Origin of the sequence: Phenylobacterium glaciei (assembly GCF_016772415.1) — a bacterium.
Classification (GTDB): Bacteria; Pseudomonadota; Alphaproteobacteria; order Caulobacterales; family Caulobacteraceae; genus Phenylobacterium; species Phenylobacterium glaciei.
Map to the genome: position 1 here is coordinate 2700500 of NZ_JAGSGD010000001.1, position 17975 is coordinate 2718474.

Annotated in this window: 17 protein-coding genes; 11 read left to right on the top strand and 6 right to left on the bottom strand. The window is 69.2% G+C overall.

Annotated elements, in window-relative coordinates; genetic code table 11:
- Nucleotides 1-29 precede the first annotated feature (29 nt).
- The 5 genes from JKL49_RS13260 (at nucleotide 30) to JKL49_RS13280 (ending at nucleotide 6743) form a co-directional block, all read left to right on the top strand.
- Nucleotides 30-401 carry a YciI family protein gene (locus JKL49_RS13260; protein WP_215341096.1) on the top strand — a complete coding sequence of 124 codons (372 nt, stop codon included), beginning with the start codon at nucleotides 30-32 and terminating at the stop codon, nucleotides 399-401.
- Complete coding sequence (locus tag JKL49_RS13265) at nucleotides 398-1654, top strand: RNA polymerase sigma factor (protein WP_215341097.1); 1257 nt, start codon at nucleotides 398-400, stop codon at nucleotides 1652-1654. Before JKL49_RS13260 ends, JKL49_RS13265 begins: the two co-directional genes overlap by 4 nt.
- A 227-nt stretch (nucleotides 1655-1881) precedes the next feature.
- A complete protein-coding gene (locus JKL49_RS13270) occupies nucleotides 1882-2292 on the top strand; it encodes a VOC family protein (RefSeq protein WP_215341098.1) in 411 nt (136 codons plus the stop codon).
- 311 nt (nucleotides 2293-2603) lie between these two features.
- Nucleotides 2604-5123: a TonB-dependent receptor gene (locus JKL49_RS13275; RefSeq protein ID WP_215341099.1), complete on the top strand. Its 2520-nt coding sequence runs from the start codon at nucleotides 2604-2606 to the stop codon at nucleotides 5121-5123.
- A gap of 216 nt (nucleotides 5124-5339) precedes the next feature.
- The gene (locus JKL49_RS13280; protein ID WP_249778083.1) at nucleotides 5340-6743 is read left to right on the top strand and encodes an NAD-dependent succinate-semialdehyde dehydrogenase; all 1404 of its coding nucleotides are present in this window, start codon (nucleotides 5340-5342) and stop codon (nucleotides 6741-6743) included.
- Between the two features lie 2 nt (nucleotides 6744-6745).
- Here JKL49_RS13280 and JKL49_RS13285 read toward each other — a convergent pair whose 3' ends face one another.
- Complete coding sequence (locus JKL49_RS13285; RefSeq protein ID WP_215341101.1) at nucleotides 6746-7690, bottom strand: DUF808 domain-containing protein; 945 nt, start codon at nucleotides 7688-7690, stop codon at nucleotides 6746-6748.
- Nucleotides 7691-7838: 148 nt separating this feature from the next.
- Between JKL49_RS13285 and JKL49_RS13290 the strand changes: the two genes are divergently transcribed.
- The gene (locus JKL49_RS13290; RefSeq protein ID WP_215341102.1) at nucleotides 7839-8261 is read left to right on the top strand and encodes a hypothetical protein; all 423 of its coding nucleotides are present in this window, start codon (nucleotides 7839-7841) and stop codon (nucleotides 8259-8261) included.
- 13 nt (nucleotides 8262-8274) lie between these two features.
- Here JKL49_RS13290 and JKL49_RS13295 read toward each other — a convergent pair whose 3' ends face one another.
- A complete protein-coding gene (locus JKL49_RS13295; protein ID WP_347340382.1) occupies nucleotides 8275-9300 on the bottom strand; it encodes an AraC family transcriptional regulator in 1026 nt (341 codons plus the stop codon).
- Nucleotides 9301-9385: 85 nt separating this feature from the next.
- On the opposite strand from JKL49_RS13295, the gene JKL49_RS13300 reads away from it, so the two are divergent.
- The 3 genes from JKL49_RS13300 to JKL49_RS13310 are packed head-to-tail and all read left to right on the top strand — an operon-like array spanning nucleotide 9386 to nucleotide 12045.
- Complete coding sequence (locus JKL49_RS13300) at nucleotides 9386-10186, top strand: DUF2306 domain-containing protein (protein WP_215341104.1); 801 nt, start codon at nucleotides 9386-9388, stop codon at nucleotides 10184-10186.
- Nucleotides 10187-10218: 32 nt separating this feature from the next.
- Complete coding sequence (locus tag JKL49_RS13305; protein ID WP_215341105.1) at nucleotides 10219-10761, top strand: arsenate reductase/protein-tyrosine-phosphatase family protein; 543 nt, start codon at nucleotides 10219-10221, stop codon at nucleotides 10759-10761.
- 33 nt (nucleotides 10762-10794) lie between these two features.
- Nucleotides 10795-12045: an MFS transporter gene (locus JKL49_RS13310; protein WP_215341106.1), complete on the top strand. Its 1251-nt coding sequence runs from the start codon at nucleotides 10795-10797 to the stop codon at nucleotides 12043-12045.
- 69 nt (nucleotides 12046-12114) lie between these two features.
- On the opposite strand, the gene JKL49_RS13315 is transcribed toward JKL49_RS13310, so the two are convergent.
- The 4 genes from JKL49_RS13315 to JKL49_RS13330 all read right to left on the bottom strand — a co-directional run bounded on the left by JKL49_RS13315 (nucleotide 12115) and on the right by JKL49_RS13330 (nucleotide 16883).
- On the bottom strand, nucleotides 12115-13782 hold the full coding sequence (locus tag JKL49_RS13315) for a class I adenylate-forming enzyme family protein (RefSeq protein WP_215341107.1): 1668 nt from the start codon (nucleotides 13780-13782) through the stop codon (nucleotides 12115-12117).
- Between the two features lie 100 nt (nucleotides 13783-13882).
- Entirely contained in the window at nucleotides 13883-14026 is a 144-nt protein-coding gene (locus JKL49_RS13320) for a DUF2256 domain-containing protein (protein WP_215341108.1), read from the bottom strand.
- On the bottom strand, nucleotides 14023-15561 hold the full coding sequence (locus JKL49_RS13325) for a cryptochrome/photolyase family protein (RefSeq protein WP_215341109.1): 1539 nt from the start codon (nucleotides 15559-15561) through the stop codon (nucleotides 14023-14025). The genes JKL49_RS13320 and JKL49_RS13325 overlap by 4 nt, the downstream gene beginning before the upstream one ends.
- A gap of 221 nt (nucleotides 15562-15782) precedes the next feature.
- Nucleotides 15783-16883, bottom strand: coding sequence for a succinylglutamate desuccinylase/aspartoacylase family protein (locus JKL49_RS13330; protein ID WP_215341110.1), 1101 nt, complete (start codon nucleotides 16881-16883; stop codon nucleotides 15783-15785).
- Between the two features lie 279 nt (nucleotides 16884-17162).
- On the opposite strand from JKL49_RS13330, the gene JKL49_RS13335 reads away from it, so the two are divergent.
- Together JKL49_RS13335 and JKL49_RS13340 are read left to right on the top strand one after the other, a co-directional pair.
- Entirely contained in the window at nucleotides 17163-17492 is a 330-nt protein-coding gene (locus JKL49_RS13335) for a type II toxin-antitoxin system RelE/ParE family toxin (RefSeq protein ID WP_215341111.1), read from the top strand.
- Nucleotides 17489-17806 (top strand): helix-turn-helix domain-containing protein, encoded by a 318-nt coding sequence (locus tag JKL49_RS13340; RefSeq protein ID WP_215341112.1) that lies wholly within the window; start codon nucleotides 17489-17491, stop codon nucleotides 17804-17806. Before JKL49_RS13335 ends, JKL49_RS13340 begins: the two co-directional genes overlap by 4 nt.
- Nucleotides 17807-17975: the final 169 nt, after the last annotated feature.

Here is a 17975-nt window from a genome sequence, read left to right on the forward strand (position 1 = left end):
TCGTCCTAGCTCAGATCAGGGACGCCGAAATGCTCTACGCCATCCTCTGCTACAACTCCGAAGAGGTCGTCTATTCCTGGAGCCAGGAGGAGGACGACAAGGTCATGGCCGACCTCGACGTCGTCCACCAGAAGCTGCTGTCCCAGGGCCGCCTCGGCCCGTCGCTGCGCCTGCTGCCCACCACCGCGGCCACCAGCCTGCACCGTGACGGCGGCCTGATCACCGACGGCCCCTTCGTGGAGACCAAGGAGCAGCTGCTCGGCTTCTACGTCGTGGAGTGCAAGGACCTCGAGGAGGCCATCGCCACCGCCAAGGACCTCACCAAGGCCAACCCCGCCTCGGGCGGCGGCTATGAGATTCGCCCGATCCGCCTCTTCCTGCCCGGCGGCGACGTGGCATGAGCGACCTGGCCTGGATCGAGCAGGCGATCACCGCCGCCCGCCCCCAGGCCGTCGGCGCCCTGCTGCGCTACTTCCGCGATCTCGACACCGCCGAGGAGGCCTTCCAGAACGCCTGCCTGCGGGCGCTCAAGTCCTGGCCTGAGAAGGGCCCGCCCCGCGACGCGGCGTCCTGGCTGATCATGGTCGGCCGCAACGCCGCCATCGACCAGGTCCGCCGCCAGGCCAAGCAGACCGCCCTGCCGCCCGAGGACCTGATCTCCGACCTCGACGACGTGGAGACCCCGCTCGCCGACCGGCTGGACGGCGCCCACTACCGCGACGACATCCTGCGGCTGCTGTTCATCTGCTGCCACCCGGACCTGCAGCCCACCCAGCAGATCGCGGTGGCGTTGCGCATCGTCTCGGGCCTCAGCGTCAAGCAGATCGCCCGCGCCTTCCTGGTGGGCGAGAGCGCCATGGAACAGCGGATCACGCGGGCCAAGGCGAAGATCGCCCGCGCCGACGTGCCCTTCGAGACGCCGGGCCCGGTGGAACGCTCGCAGCGCGTCGCCGCCGTGGCGGCCATGGTCTACCTGCTGTTCAACGAGGGCTACTCGGCCGGCGGCGCGGAGATCCCCGCCCGCAGCCCGCTCTGCGAGGAGGCCATCCGGCTGGCCCGCCTGCTGCTGCGCCTGTTCCAGGCCGAGCCGGAGATCATGGGCCTCACCGCCCTGCTCCTGCTGCAGCACGCCCGCGCCGCCGCGCGGTTCGACACGGCCGGCGAGGTCATTCTCCTGGAGGACCAGGACCGCACCCTCTGGAGCACGCGCGACATCGGCGAAGGCCTGGCCCTGATGGACAAGGCCATGCGCCACCGCCGTCCCGGCCCCTACCAGGTCCAGGCCGCCATCGCCGCCCTGCATGCCCGCGCCGCCCGGTTCGAGGACACCGACTGGGCCCAGATCGACCACCTTTATGCGACGCTCGAGATCATGACCCCCTCCCCGGTCATCACCCTCAACCGCGCCGTGGCGGTCTCGAAGGCGCGCGGGCCCCAGGCGGCCCTGGACATGATCGAGCCCCTGGCCAACCGGCTCGGCGGCTACTTCTACTTCTTCGGCGCGCGCGGCGCCCTGCTGCTCCAGCTCGGCCGCGCCGACGAGGCCCGCGAGAGCTTCAACCAGGCCATCGCCCTCGCCAACACCCCGGCCGAAGCGGCCCACATCCGGCTGCACCTCGACCGCCTGCAGGGTGAAGCCGCAAAGCAGGCCTGACCCATACCCCTCCACGGTCATCCTCGGGCTTGTCCCGAGGACCCATAGACTCCGTGTCAGCCAGCAAGACGCGGACGGCGCCGTTCTCACCCCGAGGGTCGGAGATCCGCGGGACAAGCCCGAGGATGACGAACGGGCAGGAAAAACCGTTCCGCACTGTCGGCCCGACCCCGCGTCATTCGTCCTCGGATCAGAGCGCCACTCCGGCGCGAACCTGGAGAGCCGATATGAGTGAAGCCATCGACCCCGTGTTCAAGGGCGTCATCCCCTATCTCAGCGTCCAAGGCGCCGGCGCCGCGTCGGAATTCTACCAGAAGGCCTTCGGGGCCAAGGAACTTCGCGTCATGCCGGCCGAGGACGGCAAGCGCTTCATGCACATCCACCTGGAGATCAACGGCGGCTCCCTGATGCTCAGCGACGCCTTCCCCGAGAGCGGCTACGCCCACCAGCCCTCGCACAGCTTCACCATGCAGCTCGTCGTCCCCGACCTCGACGTCTGGTGGAAGCGCGCGGTGGACGCCGGCGGCAAGCCCACCTCCGAACCCCAGCTGATGTTCTGGGGCGACTACTACGGCGCCCTCGTCGACCCCTTCGGCGTCCACTGGGCCTTCAACCAGCCCGCCGAACAACCGGCGTAGAAGAGCTGCGGCACAGGATGCTCCCCTTCTGGGGGATCCTAGGTCAGCGCCCCTGTCCCACTTGTGGGAGAGGGGGTTCTAGAAAAACACGGTGACAGTCCACTTAACTGACATGCCATCTGGTGGTCCCGCCCGCATGACGTGCACGGTCGCCGTAGTCCGTTCGCGGGCAAAGGCGGCGCCCCAATCACCGATCATCAAGCCGATGTCTGGTTCGGCGAACTTTCTCTTTTAGGGCCATATTCGTGTGTATATAGCGCGCGCCATGGCGGATGTCGCGGGGTCACGACGGCGTCTGAAGGGGGGGTCTCATGCGATACGACTTGTTGGCCGGAGTGGCCGCCTTGGCGCTGATTGCCGGCGCCGCCTCCGCCCAGACCGTCGCGCCCGGGGCTCCGGCGGACTCGCTTTCCCTAGGCGAGGTGGTCGTCACCGCCCGCCAGCGGGCTGAGCCGTTGCAGAAGGTCCCGGCCGCCGTCTCAGTGGTCACCGGTGTGGAGCTCGATCGCGCCGGCACGGTCAACACTCAGGCGCTCGCGCAGCTGGCGCCAAGCCTCTACTATAACTCTGCGAACCCTCGAAACACCGCCTACACGATCCGAGGCCTGGGCTCGAACACGCTTTCCGTCAGCGCCGCCAACGACGGCATCGAAGCCGGTGTGGGGTTCTACGTTGACGGCGTCTACCACGGCCGCCCGGCCACGGCCGCTTTCGACTTCACCGACATCGCGCGCATCGAGGTCCTGCGTGGCCCGCAGGGGACGCTGTTCGGCAAGAACACGACGGGCGGCGCCATCAACATCATCAGCCGCGCGCCAACGTTCGAGCCAGAGGCCAGCGCCGAGGTCTCCTACGGCGACGACAATTTCATCCAGGCCAAGACGAGCGTCTCTGGCCCGCTCATGGATGAGGTCGCGGGTCGCCTCTCGGCCCAGATCACGCAGCGCGACGGCTTCGTGACCAATGTGGTCACCGGACAAAAGCTCAATGACCAGAACAACATCGCGCTGCGCGCCCAGCTTCTGTTCCAGCCCAACGATGACCTGCAGTTCCGTCTGATCGCCGACGTCTCCGACTTCGACGCGGACTGCTGCACCCAGACCTATCTGCGCGTCGGGACCAGCCTGCGAAGCCCGGCCCGGCAATTCGTGGGACTGTCTGCCGGCCTGCCGGCCCACGGACTCCCCGCCTACGTCCCGGCCAGCACCAATGTCTTCAACCGCCTGAGCGACATCGACGCCCCGCTGCACGTCGACACGCAGGACGGTGGGATTTCCCTGAACGCCGATTGGAACCTTGGGTCGGCGACCCTGACCTCGATCAGCGCGTGGCGGTACTGGAAGTGGGATGTCGCCAACGACCGCGACTACATCGGCGTGCCGATCCAGCTAGTGCAGCGCATCCCGTCGCGCCAGGATCAGTTCAGCCAGGAGCTGCGCATCGCATCCAACGGCGGCGGCAAGCTGAACTACGTCGGCGGGCTCTACGTCTTCAGCCAGACGATCAATGGGGCTCCCACCAGCGTCTACGGGCCTGCGTCAGCCTACTGGCTCATCAGCACCACGATCTTCGCCGCCGCCGACCGGCCGGACAACCTGACCGATGGCTACGGTCAGTACGGAAACTCCGACTTCAAGATGGACAGCTACGCGGCGTTCGGCGAGGTCAACGACGAGATCGCACCACGGCTCACCGCGACGCTGGGTCTGCGCTATACCTATGAGGACAAGAAGGGCGACTACGCGACCACCGTCAGCGGCGGCGTACCCTTTTCAACCCTGCCTGACCCTGCGACCTGCACCGCACTGAATGGCGCAACGCTCAACGGGAAGGACAACGCCAAGCTCTCCCTGTTCCGACCGCAATGCTATTCCGTGCAGGACAGCGGCGGCAGCCTGTCGGGCCGCGGTAACCTGGCGTGGCAGTTCGCCGACAACGCGATGACCTATGTCTCGTATGCCCGCGGCTACAAGGGCGGCGGCCTCAACATGTCGGGCCTGCAGCTGACCGGCGGCACGGGACCGGGAGCCAACCAGCCGGCGCTCGACACCGCCGTCATCGAAGACGAGCAAAACAGCACGTTCGAGGTCGGCCTGAAGTCCACCCTGTTCGGCGGTCGCGCCACGCTGAACCTCGCCGCCTACAAGACCATCGTCAAAGATTTCCAGGCGAACATCGCCACGCCCGTCACGGGCAACAATTCCGCGCCCCTACGGACCTTTCCGGCCAACATCCCCCAAGTGCAGGTCAAGGGCGTGGAGGCCGACCTCGCGGCCCGGCTGTTCCCCGGTTTCACCCTCAGGGCGTCGGCGGCCTACAGCGACGGGGCGTACACGGACTATCCCGCCGGACCCTGTCCGCTCGAGTGGCAGAATCCCAACGCCACCGGAGGGTGCCAGCCCCTGAACCCGCCCGCCAGTCTTGCCAATCAGACGTCCAACCCCCGCGGCAATCCGACGATCCCGGGTGCCTATGTGATCACGGGGCTGCCGCTCGCGGGGCTGTCCAAGTGGGCGGCGACCGTTGGCTTCGACGTCAGCACACCAGTGGGGACGGGCGACATCCTCCTGCACGGCGATTGGAGCTACCGGTCAAGTTACAACGCCGACACCACCAATTCGCAGTACACGCAGATCGGCGGCTATGGCGTCGTCAACGCCAGCGTGGGCTACCGCTTCAATTCCAGCTGGGAAGTTGACGCCTTCGTCCGCAACCTTTTCGACGAGAATTACGTGACCGCGCTGACGGTCCAGACGGGCAATTCCGGTTTGATCCTGGGTCAGACAGGGGATCCTCGGTTGGTCGGCGTGACGTTGCGCGTGAGGCGCTAAGATGAGGACCGAGGGCGGACGAGGTCGCCGCCCTGGCCTGGGCCAGGCGCTTCGCCAAGGCCTGCCCATCGAGCTCCGCGCCCTGCAGCCCGACCACGCTCCCGCCACCTAGGGCTTGCCATGGGCGGGGACTTGTCGGGACCTTATCGCGCCGGGCGGGCAACCCTGCTCGGCGCCGTTGGTTCTCACCGGACCCACCGCAGCAGGAGCCTAGCCATGGCCGCCACCTTCCAGGCCCACGACCCCGCCACCGGCCAGGCCGGCCCCGTCTATGACGGCCACACAGATCAGGAGGCCCTGGACATCACCCGGGCCGCGCGGACCTGTTTCGAAACCTGGAAACGCACCAGCTTGCCCGAGCGCGCCGCGCCGATGCGCCGGGCCGCGCAGGTCCTGCGCCGCCGCGCTTCGGAATTCGCCGCCCTGATGACCGACGAGATGGGCAAGACCCTCACTGAGGGCCTGGCCGAGATCGAGAAGTGCGCCGCCCACTGCGACCACTTCGCCGAACATGCCGAGACCTACCTCGCCGAGCAGGCGGTGGACATGGGCGGCCCCAAGGCCAAGGTCGCCTTCCGGCCCATGGGAACCATCCTGGCGGTCATGCCGTGGAACTTCCCGTTCTGGCAGGTGATCCGCTTCGCCGCCCCGACCCTGATGGCGGGCAATACCGCCGTGCTCAAGCATGCCAGCAACGTGCCCGGCTGCGCCCTGGCGCTGGAGGCGGTGTTCCGTGAGGCCGGCTTTCCCGCCGACGCGTTCCGCACCCTGCTGATCCCCAGCAAGTCCGTGCAGGCGATCATCGAGGACCCCGCCATCGCCGCCGTCAGCCTCACCGGCAGCGTGCCGGCCGGCCGCCAGGTGGCCTCCCAGGCCGCGGGGGTCCTGAAGAAGAGCGTCCTGGAACTGGGGGGCAGCGACGCCTACCTGGTGCTGGAGGACGTCGATGTGCGCGGCGCGGCGCAGATCGCCGCGGCCGCCCGCATGGTCAATGGCGGCCAGAGCTGCATCGCCGGCAAGCGGTTCATCGTGGTCGCCGAGATCCGCGCGGCCTTCGAGGCGGCCCTGGTGGACGCCATGGCAGCCTTCGCGATGGGCGACCCGCGCCACCAGGACACCAAGCTCGGCCCGTTGCAGAGCGTCGAGGCCCGCGACGAGATCCACCGCCAGGTCACCGAAAGCATCGCCAGGGGCGCCCGCCTGCTGCTGGGCGGCCAGGTCCCTGACCGGCCGGGCGCCTGGTATCCGGCCACCGTCCTTGCCGGGGTCGTCCCCGGCATGCCGGCCCACGACGAGGAGGTGTTCGGCCCGGTCGCCGCGGTGATCGAGGCCCGCGACGAGGCCGACGCCATCCGCATCGCCAACGACTCCCCCTTCGGCCTGGGCTCGGGCGTCCTCACCGGCGACCTGGCGCGCGGCGAGCGGATCGCCACCGAAGAGCTCGAGGCCGGCATGAGCTTCGTGAACCAGAACGTCCGCTCCGACAGCCGCCTGCCGTTCGGCGGCGTCAAGCACTCCGGCTTCGGCCGCGAATGCGCCGACTTCGGCATCCGCGAGTTCGTCAATATCAAGAGCGTGCTGGTCCACCCCGCCCCGACTTCGGCGGGCGGACCGCAATAGGCTCAGTGGGCCTGGCCGCCCCGCAGCTTCTGGACCAGGTGCAGCCCGCCGACGATCACCGCGCCCACCGCCAGGCCCACCACCGCTGAGCCAGCCGCGAAGGCTAGCCAGCCGGTGAAGGCGCCGACCCCGGGGACCTGGCCCGCCCAGCGAGACAGACCGTCGACCCAGGACGGGATCGGGCTCAGTCCATAGTGCTCCAGCCCGTGGACCAGGATGCCGCCCCCGACCCACAGCATGGCCGCCGTGCCGATGGAGGCCAGCCCGCTCAGCGCCGCCGGCATGGCCCGCACCAGCCCCCGCCCCAACAGCCGGCCCAGGCGGGTTCGCCCGCCCGCCATGTGCAGGCCGATGTCGTCCATCTTCACCAGCAGGCCCACGACCCCATAGACCCCGATGGTGAGCGCCAGCCCCACCACCGCCAGGGCGGCGGCCTGGATCGCCAGCGGACGCGCGGCGACGTCGGCCAGGGCGATGAACATGATCTCCGCCGACAGGATCAGATCGGTGCGGATCGCCCCGGCCACCTTCTGCGCCTCTAGCTCCGTGGAGCTCAGCGCCAGGGCGTCGTCGGTGTCCCCCGCCTCATGCGGCAGGAAGACCTCCAGAATCTTCTCACTGGCCTCGAAGGTCAGGTAGGAGCCCCCCACCATCAGCAGCGGCGTCACCAGCCAGGGCGCGAAGGCGCTGAGCGCCAGGGCGCCGGGCAGCAGAAAGACGAACTTGTTGCGCAGCGAGCCCAGCGCGATCTTCCAGACGATGGGCAGTTCCCGGTCCGGGGTGAAGCCCATGGCGTAGCCCGGGGTCACCGCGGCGTCGTCCACCACCACGCCCACGGCCTTGGACCCGGCCTTGCCCGCCGCGCCCGCCACATCGTCCACCGAGGCCGCCGCGATCTTGGCGATCGCCGCCACGTCGTCCAGCAGTGCGGCCAGGCCGGAAGCCATCTGTCAGTCCCTCGAAGTTTGATCGCCCTGCATCGGGGAAAACGCGCGGCGCTCCAAGGGGAAACGCGCGAGCCGCCATGACCTGCCAGGTCATGGCGCCGCTTCCGCCTCGCCCCTAGTCTGCCCAGAGGAAACGGGAGGACGATCCATGAATAGGTTTTGGCGCAACTGGCTGACGGTCTGGGCCTGGCTGGTGGCGGTGTTCGGCCTGGTCCTGGCCGGCGCGGGCCTGGAGGCCACCGACGGCCCCACGCGGCTGATCTTCGGCCTAGTGAACGGTCCGGAAGACCTGGTCCTGAACGCCCAGATGCGGTTCGCCGTGGCCCTGATGGGCGCGGTCACCCTGGGGTGGGCGATCACCCTGATGGTGACCTTCGACGCCGCCCACCGCCTGGGCGCGCAGGCCGGCCCGACCTGGCGCGGCGTGCTGGCCAGCATGGCGGCCTGGTTCGTGATCGACTCAGGCCTCTCCATCGCCACCGGCTTTGGCCTCAACGCGGTCTCCAACACCCTGCTGATGGCCGGCCTGCTGCTGCCCTTGCTGGCCAGCGGCGTGCTTCGGAAGGCTTAGCCAGTGACCGGCTCTAGGTGCCCTTCCAGCCGCGCGGCCCCTGGCCGGTCCACCGCTTGAAGGCCCGTGAGAAGGCGCTGCGGTCGGAGAAGCCCAGCAGGTAGGCCGTCTCGTTCACCGACAACCGCGCGAGGTAGGTCTTGGCCAGCTCCCGGCGCAGTTCGTCCAGCACCTGGTCAAAGCTCACCCCCTCGGCTTTCAGCCGGCGATAAAGCGTCGGACGGCTGAGGTTCATCAGCCCCGCCGTGACCGCCATGCCTGCGGCCCCCAGGTGGAGGCGCGGCATCAGCAGGCGCTCCACCTCGCCGCGCACCGTACGCGCGGCCTCCAGTCTCGCCAGCAGGGCGTCGGCCCGGTCGTTGAAGATACCAAACACATAGCTGTTGGCGCCGCGGGTCTGGAGCGACAGCCAGGAGGGCTCGATCCGCAGGGCGTTGCGCGCTGCGCCATACACCACCGGCGCCTTGAGCACCGCCTCGTAGGCGGCGGCATGGTCGGGCCTGGCGTGGGTGACCTCCACCGCGGTCACGAAGGGGACATCGCCGTAGCTGCGCGCCACCTCGCACACGAAGCGGGCGAAGGTCTCCTCGGTGAGCTCGGGGAAGGCGTTGGGGTCGGGCCGCCGATCCTCCAGCCACAGGCCTCCATCCCGCGAGACCAGTTCAAACCTCTCCCCGCCCCCCAGGTCCACCTCGGCGATCAGCCCCCGGTAGCGGTTCAACTGCTGCAGCGCCTCACCCATGGTGCCGGCGGCGCGGCAGATCAGCCCCACCAGCGACACCTCCTCGAAGTTCGTGCCAGCGCCGAACCGCAGGCCCAGGTCGGGGGCGTCACAGAGCACCTTGGCCGACCGCATCAGCGCCACGTAACTCGCGAATGGCACGCGGTTGTCCCGGTCGCTCAGCGCGTCGGCCGCGATCCCTGAGCTCGCCAGCAGCACCGACCGTCCGGCTCCCTGGGCCACCGCGAAGTCCAGCAGCGCCTTTGCGTAGCCCGCCGAGACAGTCGGCCCGTCGAAGCGGTTGATCCCTGCGGTCACAAGTCTGGATCCTGCGGTCATCGACGCTGCGGCGCGCCATCCTAAATTGCACCACGGAATTCGGCGCGAACGGGAGAGTAGAGCCATGTCCACCGCGCCGAAACCCGAATGGCTGCTGCGGGCCTCGGCCGTGCTCTGGTACGGGGTCGCGGTCGCCGGTCTGTGGGCCTTCGGCTTCTATATCGCCGCGCTCTATGGGGTGGGTCTGCTGGGGGGCGACCTCAGCCGGTGGAACCGCGTGCTGCCGGAGGGCCACGGCTATGTCGCCGGGGACCTGCGGGGAAACCTGGCGCTGGGCGCCCACCTCACCCTGGCCTTCATCGTGACCCTCGGCGGGGCGCTCCAACTGGTTCCCCAGATCCGCGCCCGCGCGCCTTGGCTGCACCGGTGGAATGGACGCCTGTTCGTCGTGGCCGCGGTGGTGGCGGCGGCGAGCGGCGTCTTCATCGCCCTCACCCGCGGCGCCGTGGCGGGGATCTATATGACCCTGGGAAATGCGCTGAACGCCGCCCTGGTCCTGACCTTCGCCGCCCTGGCCTGGCGCACGGCGCGGGCCCGCGCCTTCATCCGTCACCGCCGCTGGGCCCTGCGGCTCTTCGTGGTGATCAACGCCGTCTGGTTCTACCGCCTGGGCATGATGCTGTGGTTCGCGGTCCACCAGGGGCCGGTGGGGCACACCGCCGCCTTCGACGGTCCCTTCGACATCTTCCTGGCCTTCGCCCACGTGCTCCTGCCCCTGGCGATCCTGGAGCTCTACCTGGCGGCCGGGGCGCAGGGCGGCGCGCGCGCCAAGGGCGCCATGGCCGCGCTTCTGCTCGTTCTCAGTCTTGCGACCGCCGCAGGCGTCCTTCTGGTGGTGATGGGGATGTGGCTTCCGCGTCTCTAGTCCATGCTGGGCGCCTTCGCCGGGATCGCCACATGCTAGACCGCCGCCACCTCTTCGTCCTGCCGGTGCTGTGCCTGCTCGCGGGTCGGGCCCACGCCGCCGAGCCCGTCAAGATCGCCTTTGTCGACACCGGCAACACCGGCCGCAGCCTGATGGCGCAGACCCTGGCCCGGGCGCTGGCGGCCCGCCGCGTCCTGCCCATCGCCGTGATCTCCCGAGGCCTCGACGTCGATCCCTTCGACGAGACGCCCGAGCCCAACGCCCAGGCCCTGATGGCCGCCCGCGGCTTCGATGTCTCAGCCCACCGCGCCCGCGCCCTGCAGCCCGCCGACATCGCCCACGCCGACCTGATCCTCACCATGACGGCCCCCCACGCCGAAAAGGTCGTGGCCCTGGCCCCGGACGCGAAGGCCAAGACCTTCACCCTGGCCGCCTACGCCACCGGCGCCGACACCCCGATCCCCGACGCCTGGGGCAAGCCGATGGCCGCCTACCGCGCCGTGCTTGAGCAGCTCGACCTCTACCTGCCCCTCGCGCTCGCCAAGGCCGTGGCGGGCCGCGCGCGCTCGCCCTAAGCTGACCCGCGCGTCTAGGGGAGCGGCGGCGACATGAACGGATCGAAGCCCCGCGACGTCTTCCGCCTCCCCGGTTTCCTCGCCTTCTGGACCGCCGAGACCGTCTCGGAATTCGGAAGCTACGTCACCACCCTGGCCCTCCAGGTGCTGGTGGTGCTCACCCTGCACGGAAGCGCCACACAGGTCGGCCTGCTGAACGCCTCGAGATGGCTGCCCTATCTGGTCCTTGGCCTGATCCTGGGCGCCCTCGTGGACCGCTGGCGGCGCAAGCCGATCCTGGTGGCCACCGACCTCGGCCGCGCCCTGCTGCTGGGCGTCATCCCCGGCCTCTGGCTGCTGGGCTGGCTCAGCCTTCCGATCCTGATGGTCTTCGTCGCCCTGTTCGGAGTGCTGACCCTGCTGAACGACGCGGCCTCGCAGTCCTTCGTGCCGCGCCTGGTCTCCGCCCCTGACCTGCTGGCGGCCAACGCGCGGCTGGATCAGGGGGCCGCGACCGCCCAGACCTCCGGTCCGGTGGTGGCCGGCGCCCTGGTCACCGCACTGGGCGCGCCGCTGGCCGTCCTCGTGGACGCCGCCTCCTACCTGATCTCGGCCCTGGTGGTTTGGCGCATTCCGGTGGAGGAGCCGGTCCGCGCCAAGAGCCCAGTCCCCCTCAACCTGCGCAGGGAGATCGGCGAGGGCTTGGCCTACGTCTATCGCCACCCCAGGCTGGCGCCCTTCGCGTGGGGCACCCACGGCTGGTTCCTGTTCAATTCCATGCTTACGACCGTCTTCACACCCTTTGTCCTGCTGGAGCTGGAGCTCACCGCCTTCCAGCTCGGGATCGCGCTCGCCGCCGCCGGTGGGGCCGGCCTGCTGGGTAGCCTGGCCGCGGCCCGGATCGGTCGGGCCTGGGGCGCCGGCGGCGCGGTCATCGCCTGCCGCGCCCTGATGCCCCTGGCCTGGGCCGTGATCGCCCTGGCCCCCGGCGCCGGCAGCCCCTGGACTCTCGTGGCGCTGGCCGTCGGTCAGGGCCTCTATGGCCTGGCCATGGGCGCCTCGAACGCCAACGAGATGGGCTACCGCCAGGCCGTCACCCCCGATGCCTTGCAGGGTCGGATGAACACCACCATGCGCTCCCTCAACCGCGGCATGATCGTTGTCGGCGCTCCGGCCGGGGGCTGGCTGGCCGACACCCTGGGCTACCGCCCCACCCTCTGGATCGCCATCGCGGGCTTTGTGGCCGTGATGCTCTTCCTCGCCGCCAGCCCCTTCCGCCACGCGCGGCATGGGGACACGGCCTAGGCCCGGCCGGCCCTAGAGCCAGTCGTCCGGCCCGGGCGGGTCCATCGGCGGCTCCTCCCGCGACGAGACCTATCCCCAGCGCACGGCCGCCTCGTCCCGGAGTTGCCGCTTCAAAATCTTCCCCGAGGCGATGCGCGGCAAGGGTTCGCTGGCGAAGTGGAAATGGCGGGGGATTTCGAACCTCGCCAAACGCGGCGCCAGGAAGGCGCGCAGCTCGGCCTCGTCGATGGCGGACCGCGCATAGATCGTCGCCCCCACCTCCTCGCCCAGCCGCTCGTCAGGCACGCCGTAGACGCTCGCCTCGATCACCTCCGGGTGCTCCAGGAGCGCGGCCTCCACCGACCCGCAGCCGATGTTCTCCCCGCCGCGGATCACCAGGTCCTTGATGCGGTCGACGATGTAGACAAAGCCCTCGTCGTCCACATAGGCCACGTCCCCGGTGCGCATCCAGCCGTCCACAAAGGTGTCGGCGTTGGCGTCGGGCCGGTTCCAGTAGCCGCGCATGATCGAGGCGCCGCGGATCTGCAGCTCGCCCCGCGTATTCGCCGGCTGGGCCACGCCGGCCTCATCAACGATGCGGATGTCCAGCACGCCTGACACCCGCCCCGAGCTGGCCGGATGGGCCAGGTAGTCGGCGCCGGCGATGGAGGTGCCGATGGCGTTGGTCTCGGTCATGCCCCAGCCGGTGTTGGGCGCCGCATTGGGGAAGGCCTTGTCGATGGCCCTCACCTGTTCCGGGGCGCGCGACGCCCCGCCGCCGCCGACGGCGATCAGCGAGCTCAGGTCGCGGCCCTCACGCCGGGCGATCTCAACCAGGTCGCCGGTCACCGCCGGCGGCCCGTTGAAGCCGGTGATCTTCTCGCGCTCGATGATCTCCACGGCCTGGGCCGGGTCCCACTTGTACATGCAGACCAGCCGCCGTTGCGCCCGGAAGCTCTGCAGCAGGCTGACGTGCAGCCCCGAGACGTGGAACAGCGGGATCGACAGCAGCGCCGCTGGCTGCGGTCCGCCCACCACGGGCGCGAACCCCGCCAGCATGCCCGCCTGGGCGTCCAGCTCCCACGACAGCAGGGCCGAGAGGATATTGCGGTGCGTCGAGACCGCCCCCTTCGGATGCCCCGTCGAGCCGGAGGTATAGAGCATGATGGCGTCGTCGTCGGGCCCGACCTGGCGCTCCGGCGGCGGCGCGTCGCCGGCGCCGGCCATCACCTCGTCGAAGCTGCGGACGCCGGCCGCCAGCGCCTTGGTGGCCCGCACCGCGATCACCGCCAGCCCGGCGGGCGCGTCCTCGCAGGCGGCCAAGCGGTCCAGCCGCTCCTGGTCGGCCAGCAGCAGCTTGGCGCCCGAATCCTTCAGCCCGTATTCCATCTCGTGCGGCTGCCAGAGCGCATTCATCGCCACCGCGATCGCCCCGATGGAGGTCGCCGCCATGAAGCCCAGGATCCATTCCGGATAGTTGCGCATGGAGATGGCGACCCGGTCGCCCTTCTCCACCCCATAGTCGGCCACCATCGCCGCCGCCAACCGCTGCGACGCCACCCAGGCCGCCTCAAAGGTCAGCCGCTCATCCTCATAGACGATGAAGGGCAGCTCGCTGCGCCCGGCCTCGAACAGGGCCCGCAGGTTGACCGGCGCATTCTTGAACGCCCGCACGCGGCGCCCCAGGGCCTCGATCTCCGTCAGCTCATAGGGCAAGCCCTCGCCGGTCAACTGCGCCAGCGCCTCAATCCTGTTCACGTGTCTCAATCCCCGACGGTTGCGTGCCCGGACTCGCGCCGGGCTGACGGTGCGTTAGGCGCCAGAGTTTGGCCGCGATGTCCAGCGCGACCGCCCGCTGTCAGTCACCTCGCCGCCGGCGGCACGCCTCCGAGCAGTACCGAACCTCGTCCCAGACCTTCGCCCACTTCTTGCGCCAGGCGAACGGACGCCCACAGACCGCGCAGACCTTGGTGGGCAGGTCGGCCTTGGCCACGCCCTTCACAGCCGTCCCTCGCGCATGGCGGTCAGGTGCTGCTGCGCCTGGTCTCGCAACCCCGCCTGCCGCTCTGCCCCCATCCGGTCCCACGTCGCGTAGACAAACGGCATGCGGGCGTTGCGGCTGAACCGGTCGCGGTGGCGGGCCATAAAGTCCCAGTAGAGCGCGTTGAACGGGCACGCGCGCTCCCCCACCGCCACGGTGGGATCATAGGCGCAGCCCTGGCAGTAGTTGCTCATCTTGCGGATATAGGCGCCGCTGGCCGCATAGGGCTTGGAGGCCAGCACCCCGCCGTCGGCGTGCAGCGCCATACCCAGGGTATTGGGCGCCTCGACCCACTCATAGGCGTCGGCATAGACGGCCAGGTACCACTCGTGCACCGCCTTGGGCGCAAGGCCCGCCAGCAGGGCGAAGTTGCCGGTGATCATCAGCCGCTGGATGTGGTGCGAATAGGCGTGATCATAGGTATGGGCCAGGGCTTCGCGCACGCAGGCCATCTGCGTCTCGCCGCTCCAGTAGAACCCGGGCAGAGGCTCGTGGGCCTCCAGGGCGTTCTGCTCCAGATAGCCCGGCATGAAGCGCCAGTAGACCCCGCGCACGAACTCCCGCCAGCCGAGGATCTGGCGGATGAACCCCTCGGCGGCGTTCAGCGGCGCGGCGCCGTCGCGCCAGGCCGCCTCGGCCCTGCGGCAGACCTCCAGCGGATAGAGCAGGCCCGCATTGATATAGGCCGCCAGCAGCGAGTGGCGCAGCCAGGGCTCGCCTGCCACCATGGCGTCCTGATAGTCGCCGAACCCCGGCAGGATATGGGCGATGAAGTGGTCCAGCTCCGCCAAGGCCTGGCGCCGCGTCACCGCGAAATGGAAGGGCTCCAGCCGCCCATAGCCGTCGGGGAACCGCCGCCGCACCAGGTGCAGCACCTCCAAGGTGATGGCGTCCTTCTTGAAGCTCAGGCGCGGCGGCGAGGTCAGCCCCGCCTTGGGCGGCTTGCGGTTGTCGGCATCGAAGTTCCAGCGCCCCCCGGCCGGCTTGCCGTCGGCCTCCATCAGCACGTCGTGCCGCCGTCGCATCTCCCGATAGAAGTGCTCCATCCGCAGCTCACGCCGGTCGCCGACCCAGGCGTTGAACTCGGCATGCGAACACAGGAACCGCGTGTCGGGCAGGATGTCGAGCTCCACCGGCAGCGCCAGCCGCAGCGCCTCGAAGCCCTCCCGCAGCCGCCACTCGCCCGGCTCGGTGATCACCACGCGCTCGGGCGCGAGCGCCTCCACCGCCCGCAGGATCTCGCCGTCCAGGCTCTGGCTGTTGCCCTCATCCTCCAGCGCCACATAGCGCACCTGATACCCCGCCGCCCGCAGCGCCTGCGCGTAGTGCCGCATGGCCGAAAACAGGAAGGCGATCTTCTTGACGTGATGGTTGACGTAGCTCGCCTCGGCCATGACCTCGGCCATCAGGAAGACGTCGCGGGCCTTGTCGGCGCCGGCGACGACGCCGAGGCGGGTGGAGAGCTGGTCGCCCAGGATGACGCGCAGGGTGGTCAAGGGATGCTACCTCGCCTGGTTGGTCGCGGCGCGCGGCGGCAGCGCCGGATGGGCGAAATCTGGGTGCATCACGCCTCGCGGGGAAGGGAAACCCTGCCTACCGGGGAACCGTGCGCCCGTCCCCTGTTTCGAGGGCGCCGCGACAGCGCTTTTCGCGGTCCAGGGTCGCGGCGGCGGCAGCAGCGCCAGAAGCGCGGGCGCCAAGGTCGAGGGATAGCCCGCTACCGCACCACCACCCCACACCCATCGGCCTTGCAGACTTCCGCCGGGTCCCAGGACAGGATCCGCACCAGCAGCGACCCCACCTCCCGCGTCGGAGCCGTAGCCAGCGAGACCACCTGGCCGGCATTGGGGGCGGTGACCGTGGCGGTCGTGGCGCCGAAGGGGTCGGTGATCAGGGCCACCGGCTGGCCGGCCAGCACCTTGTCCCCCAGCTTCACCAGCACCTGGGCATAGCCGCCCCGGGGCGCCGCCACATCGACGCTGTGATTGCCCACGAACGGTGCGGCGGCGGCGCGGGTGGGCGGACCGGACAGGATGCCCATGTCGGCCATCACATTGCGCACCCCGGCCACACCTCTTGCGATCATCACCGGGTCAAACTGCTGGGGTCCGCCAAGTTCCAGGGTCACGGCCGGAATCCCGGCGTCATTGAGCATGTTCTCCACCGTGCCCCGGACTCCGGCGTCCATCCGGATCACATCGGGGGCCAGCAGGTCGGCCATGCGACGGGCCTGGGCGGTCTGGGCAAAGACAAACATCGGATAGACCGTGCCCCAGGACTGGGTGTGCAGGTCGATGGCCTGGTCGGCATTGGCGATCATCAGCTGGTTCCAGATCCGCGCGGCCACATACTCGCCGACATCGTCGCCCGTAAGCTTCCCAGGCATCTGGCGGTTGAGGTTGCTCTCCCCGGCATTGAGGCTGGGATTGTAGGTCCGGGTCCCGGCCAGAATGCCCGGCGTGTTCACCCCCGGGATCGCCACCACCGCGCCTGCCATGGTCTTGGCGTCAAGGCCGGCAAACAGCCGGTGGATGATCCCCACCCCGTTCAGCTCATCCCCATGAATGGCGGCGGTCAGCAACAGCCGCTTGCCGGGCCGGGCCCCCTTGGCCACCAGCACCGGCACATACCAACCCTGACCCGCGGCCTGATCCACCACCCGGAAATAGAACCGCGACACCTGCCCCGCCGGCAGGTCGGTCACATCCAGGGTCTCCACCACCGGCACACCATCGATCCGGTCGCCGGTCAGAACCGTCGCGGCCTGTGCCGGCGCGGCCAGCAGCAGGGCCAGGACAAGGGCCACACGACAGATCATAAGACTCTCCTATGGGTCACCAGCCCCATCTGCCCCGACCCCGGAAACTCACGCAAGGTCCCCGGTAATTCGGTAGCATCTCCATGCTAGTCCCATTTAGGCAATGGATATCGCGTCACCGTAATTTTACCTACCTACCGGGGAACCGTGCGCGCGTCCCCTGTTTCGCCAAGGGAGTGAAGCTCCTGTCCCCCTATTCGCAATTCGGAGTCGCCAGAGATACGCGGTCTGCGTATTCTTCTTTGACGCAAACTACGCAGATAGCGTAGTCTCCACGCCATGGAGATCGTCCGAACGGCGACCTATGCCCGCAACCTCAAGCGCCTCGGCAAGCTCGGCGCCACGGAGGCGGACGTCATCGCCATGGAGAACGCGATCGCCGCCAGCCCTGAAGCGGGCGCGGTCATCAGGGGCTCCGGCGGAATGCGCAAGATCCGGTTCGGCTTCGGCGGATCGGGCAAGAGCGGCGGCGGCCGGACGATCTACTACGCCATCACCGACGACGAGGTCGTCTACCTGATCACCGCCTACGCCAAGGTAGACAAGTCCGACCTCACCCCAGACGAGATCAAGCTGTTCAAGACCCTGATCGAGGAATTGACCCGATGACCAAGGACCGCACCGAACTGGGCCTCGATATCGAGGCCGGCCTGCGCGAAGCCATCGCCCACCGCCGCGGCGACCTGGCCCTGGAGTCCCGCCACGTCGAGGTCATGCCCGCCGCCCGCGTGAAGGAAATCCGCAAGTCCGTCGCCAAGACCACCAAGGAGTTCGAACGCCGCTTCCACATCCCCGCCCGCACCGTCGAAGGCTGGGAACAGGGGCGGAAGCTGGGGGCGTCGGACCGGGTGCTGCTGACGGTGATCGCGGCCGACCCGGAGGCGGTGGAGCGGGCGTTGGCGGGGGAGACGGCTGGGGCTTAGCGCAAGAATTTCGTGCACTGTCACCGCAATCGTCACCGCAATCCCTGTTTCGAGGGCGCAGCCGGCGGGGCCCCGGAGCAAGGCGAACTCGCCGCCACAATTGCGGAAATGAAGCTCCCGTCCCCGTATTTTACGACAACCTTGACTGCCGATCACCCTCACCTACCGT

Bases quoted from the DNA above. Each gene is read 5' to 3' on its own strand.
- JKL49_RS13260 (WP_215341096.1), top strand. From the start codon at position 30: ATGCTCTACGCCATCCTCTGCTACAACTCCGAAGAGGTCGTCTATTCC.
- JKL49_RS13265 (WP_215341097.1), top strand. From the start codon at position 398: ATGAGCGACCTGGCCTGGATCGAGCAGGCGATCACCGCCGCCCGCCCC.
- JKL49_RS13270 (WP_215341098.1), top strand. From the start codon at position 1,882: ATGAGTGAAGCCATCGACCCCGTGTTCAAGGGCGTCATCCCCTATCTC.
- JKL49_RS13275 (WP_215341099.1), top strand. From the start codon at position 2,604: ATGCGATACGACTTGTTGGCCGGAGTGGCCGCCTTGGCGCTGATTGCC.
- JKL49_RS13280 (WP_249778083.1), top strand. From the start codon at position 5,340: ATGGCCGCCACCTTCCAGGCCCACGACCCCGCCACCGGCCAGGCCGGC.
- JKL49_RS13285 (WP_215341101.1), bottom strand. From the start codon at position 7,690: ATGGCTTCCGGCCTGGCCGCACTGCTGGACGACGTGGCGGCGATCGCC.
- JKL49_RS13290 (WP_215341102.1), top strand. From the start codon at position 7,839: ATGAATAGGTTTTGGCGCAACTGGCTGACGGTCTGGGCCTGGCTGGTG.
- JKL49_RS13300 (WP_215341104.1), top strand. From the start codon at position 9,386: ATGTCCACCGCGCCGAAACCCGAATGGCTGCTGCGGGCCTCGGCCGTG.
- JKL49_RS13305 (WP_215341105.1), top strand. From the start codon at position 10,219: ATGCTAGACCGCCGCCACCTCTTCGTCCTGCCGGTGCTGTGCCTGCTC.
- JKL49_RS13310 (WP_215341106.1), top strand. From the start codon at position 10,795: ATGAACGGATCGAAGCCCCGCGACGTCTTCCGCCTCCCCGGTTTCCTC.
- JKL49_RS13330 (WP_215341110.1), bottom strand. From the start codon at position 16,883: ATGATCTGTCGTGTGGCCCTTGTCCTGGCCCTGCTGCTGGCCGCGCCG.
- JKL49_RS13335 (WP_215341111.1), top strand. From the start codon at position 17,163: ATGGAGATCGTCCGAACGGCGACCTATGCCCGCAACCTCAAGCGCCTC.
- JKL49_RS13340 (WP_215341112.1), top strand. From the start codon at position 17,489: ATGACCAAGGACCGCACCGAACTGGGCCTCGATATCGAGGCCGGCCTG.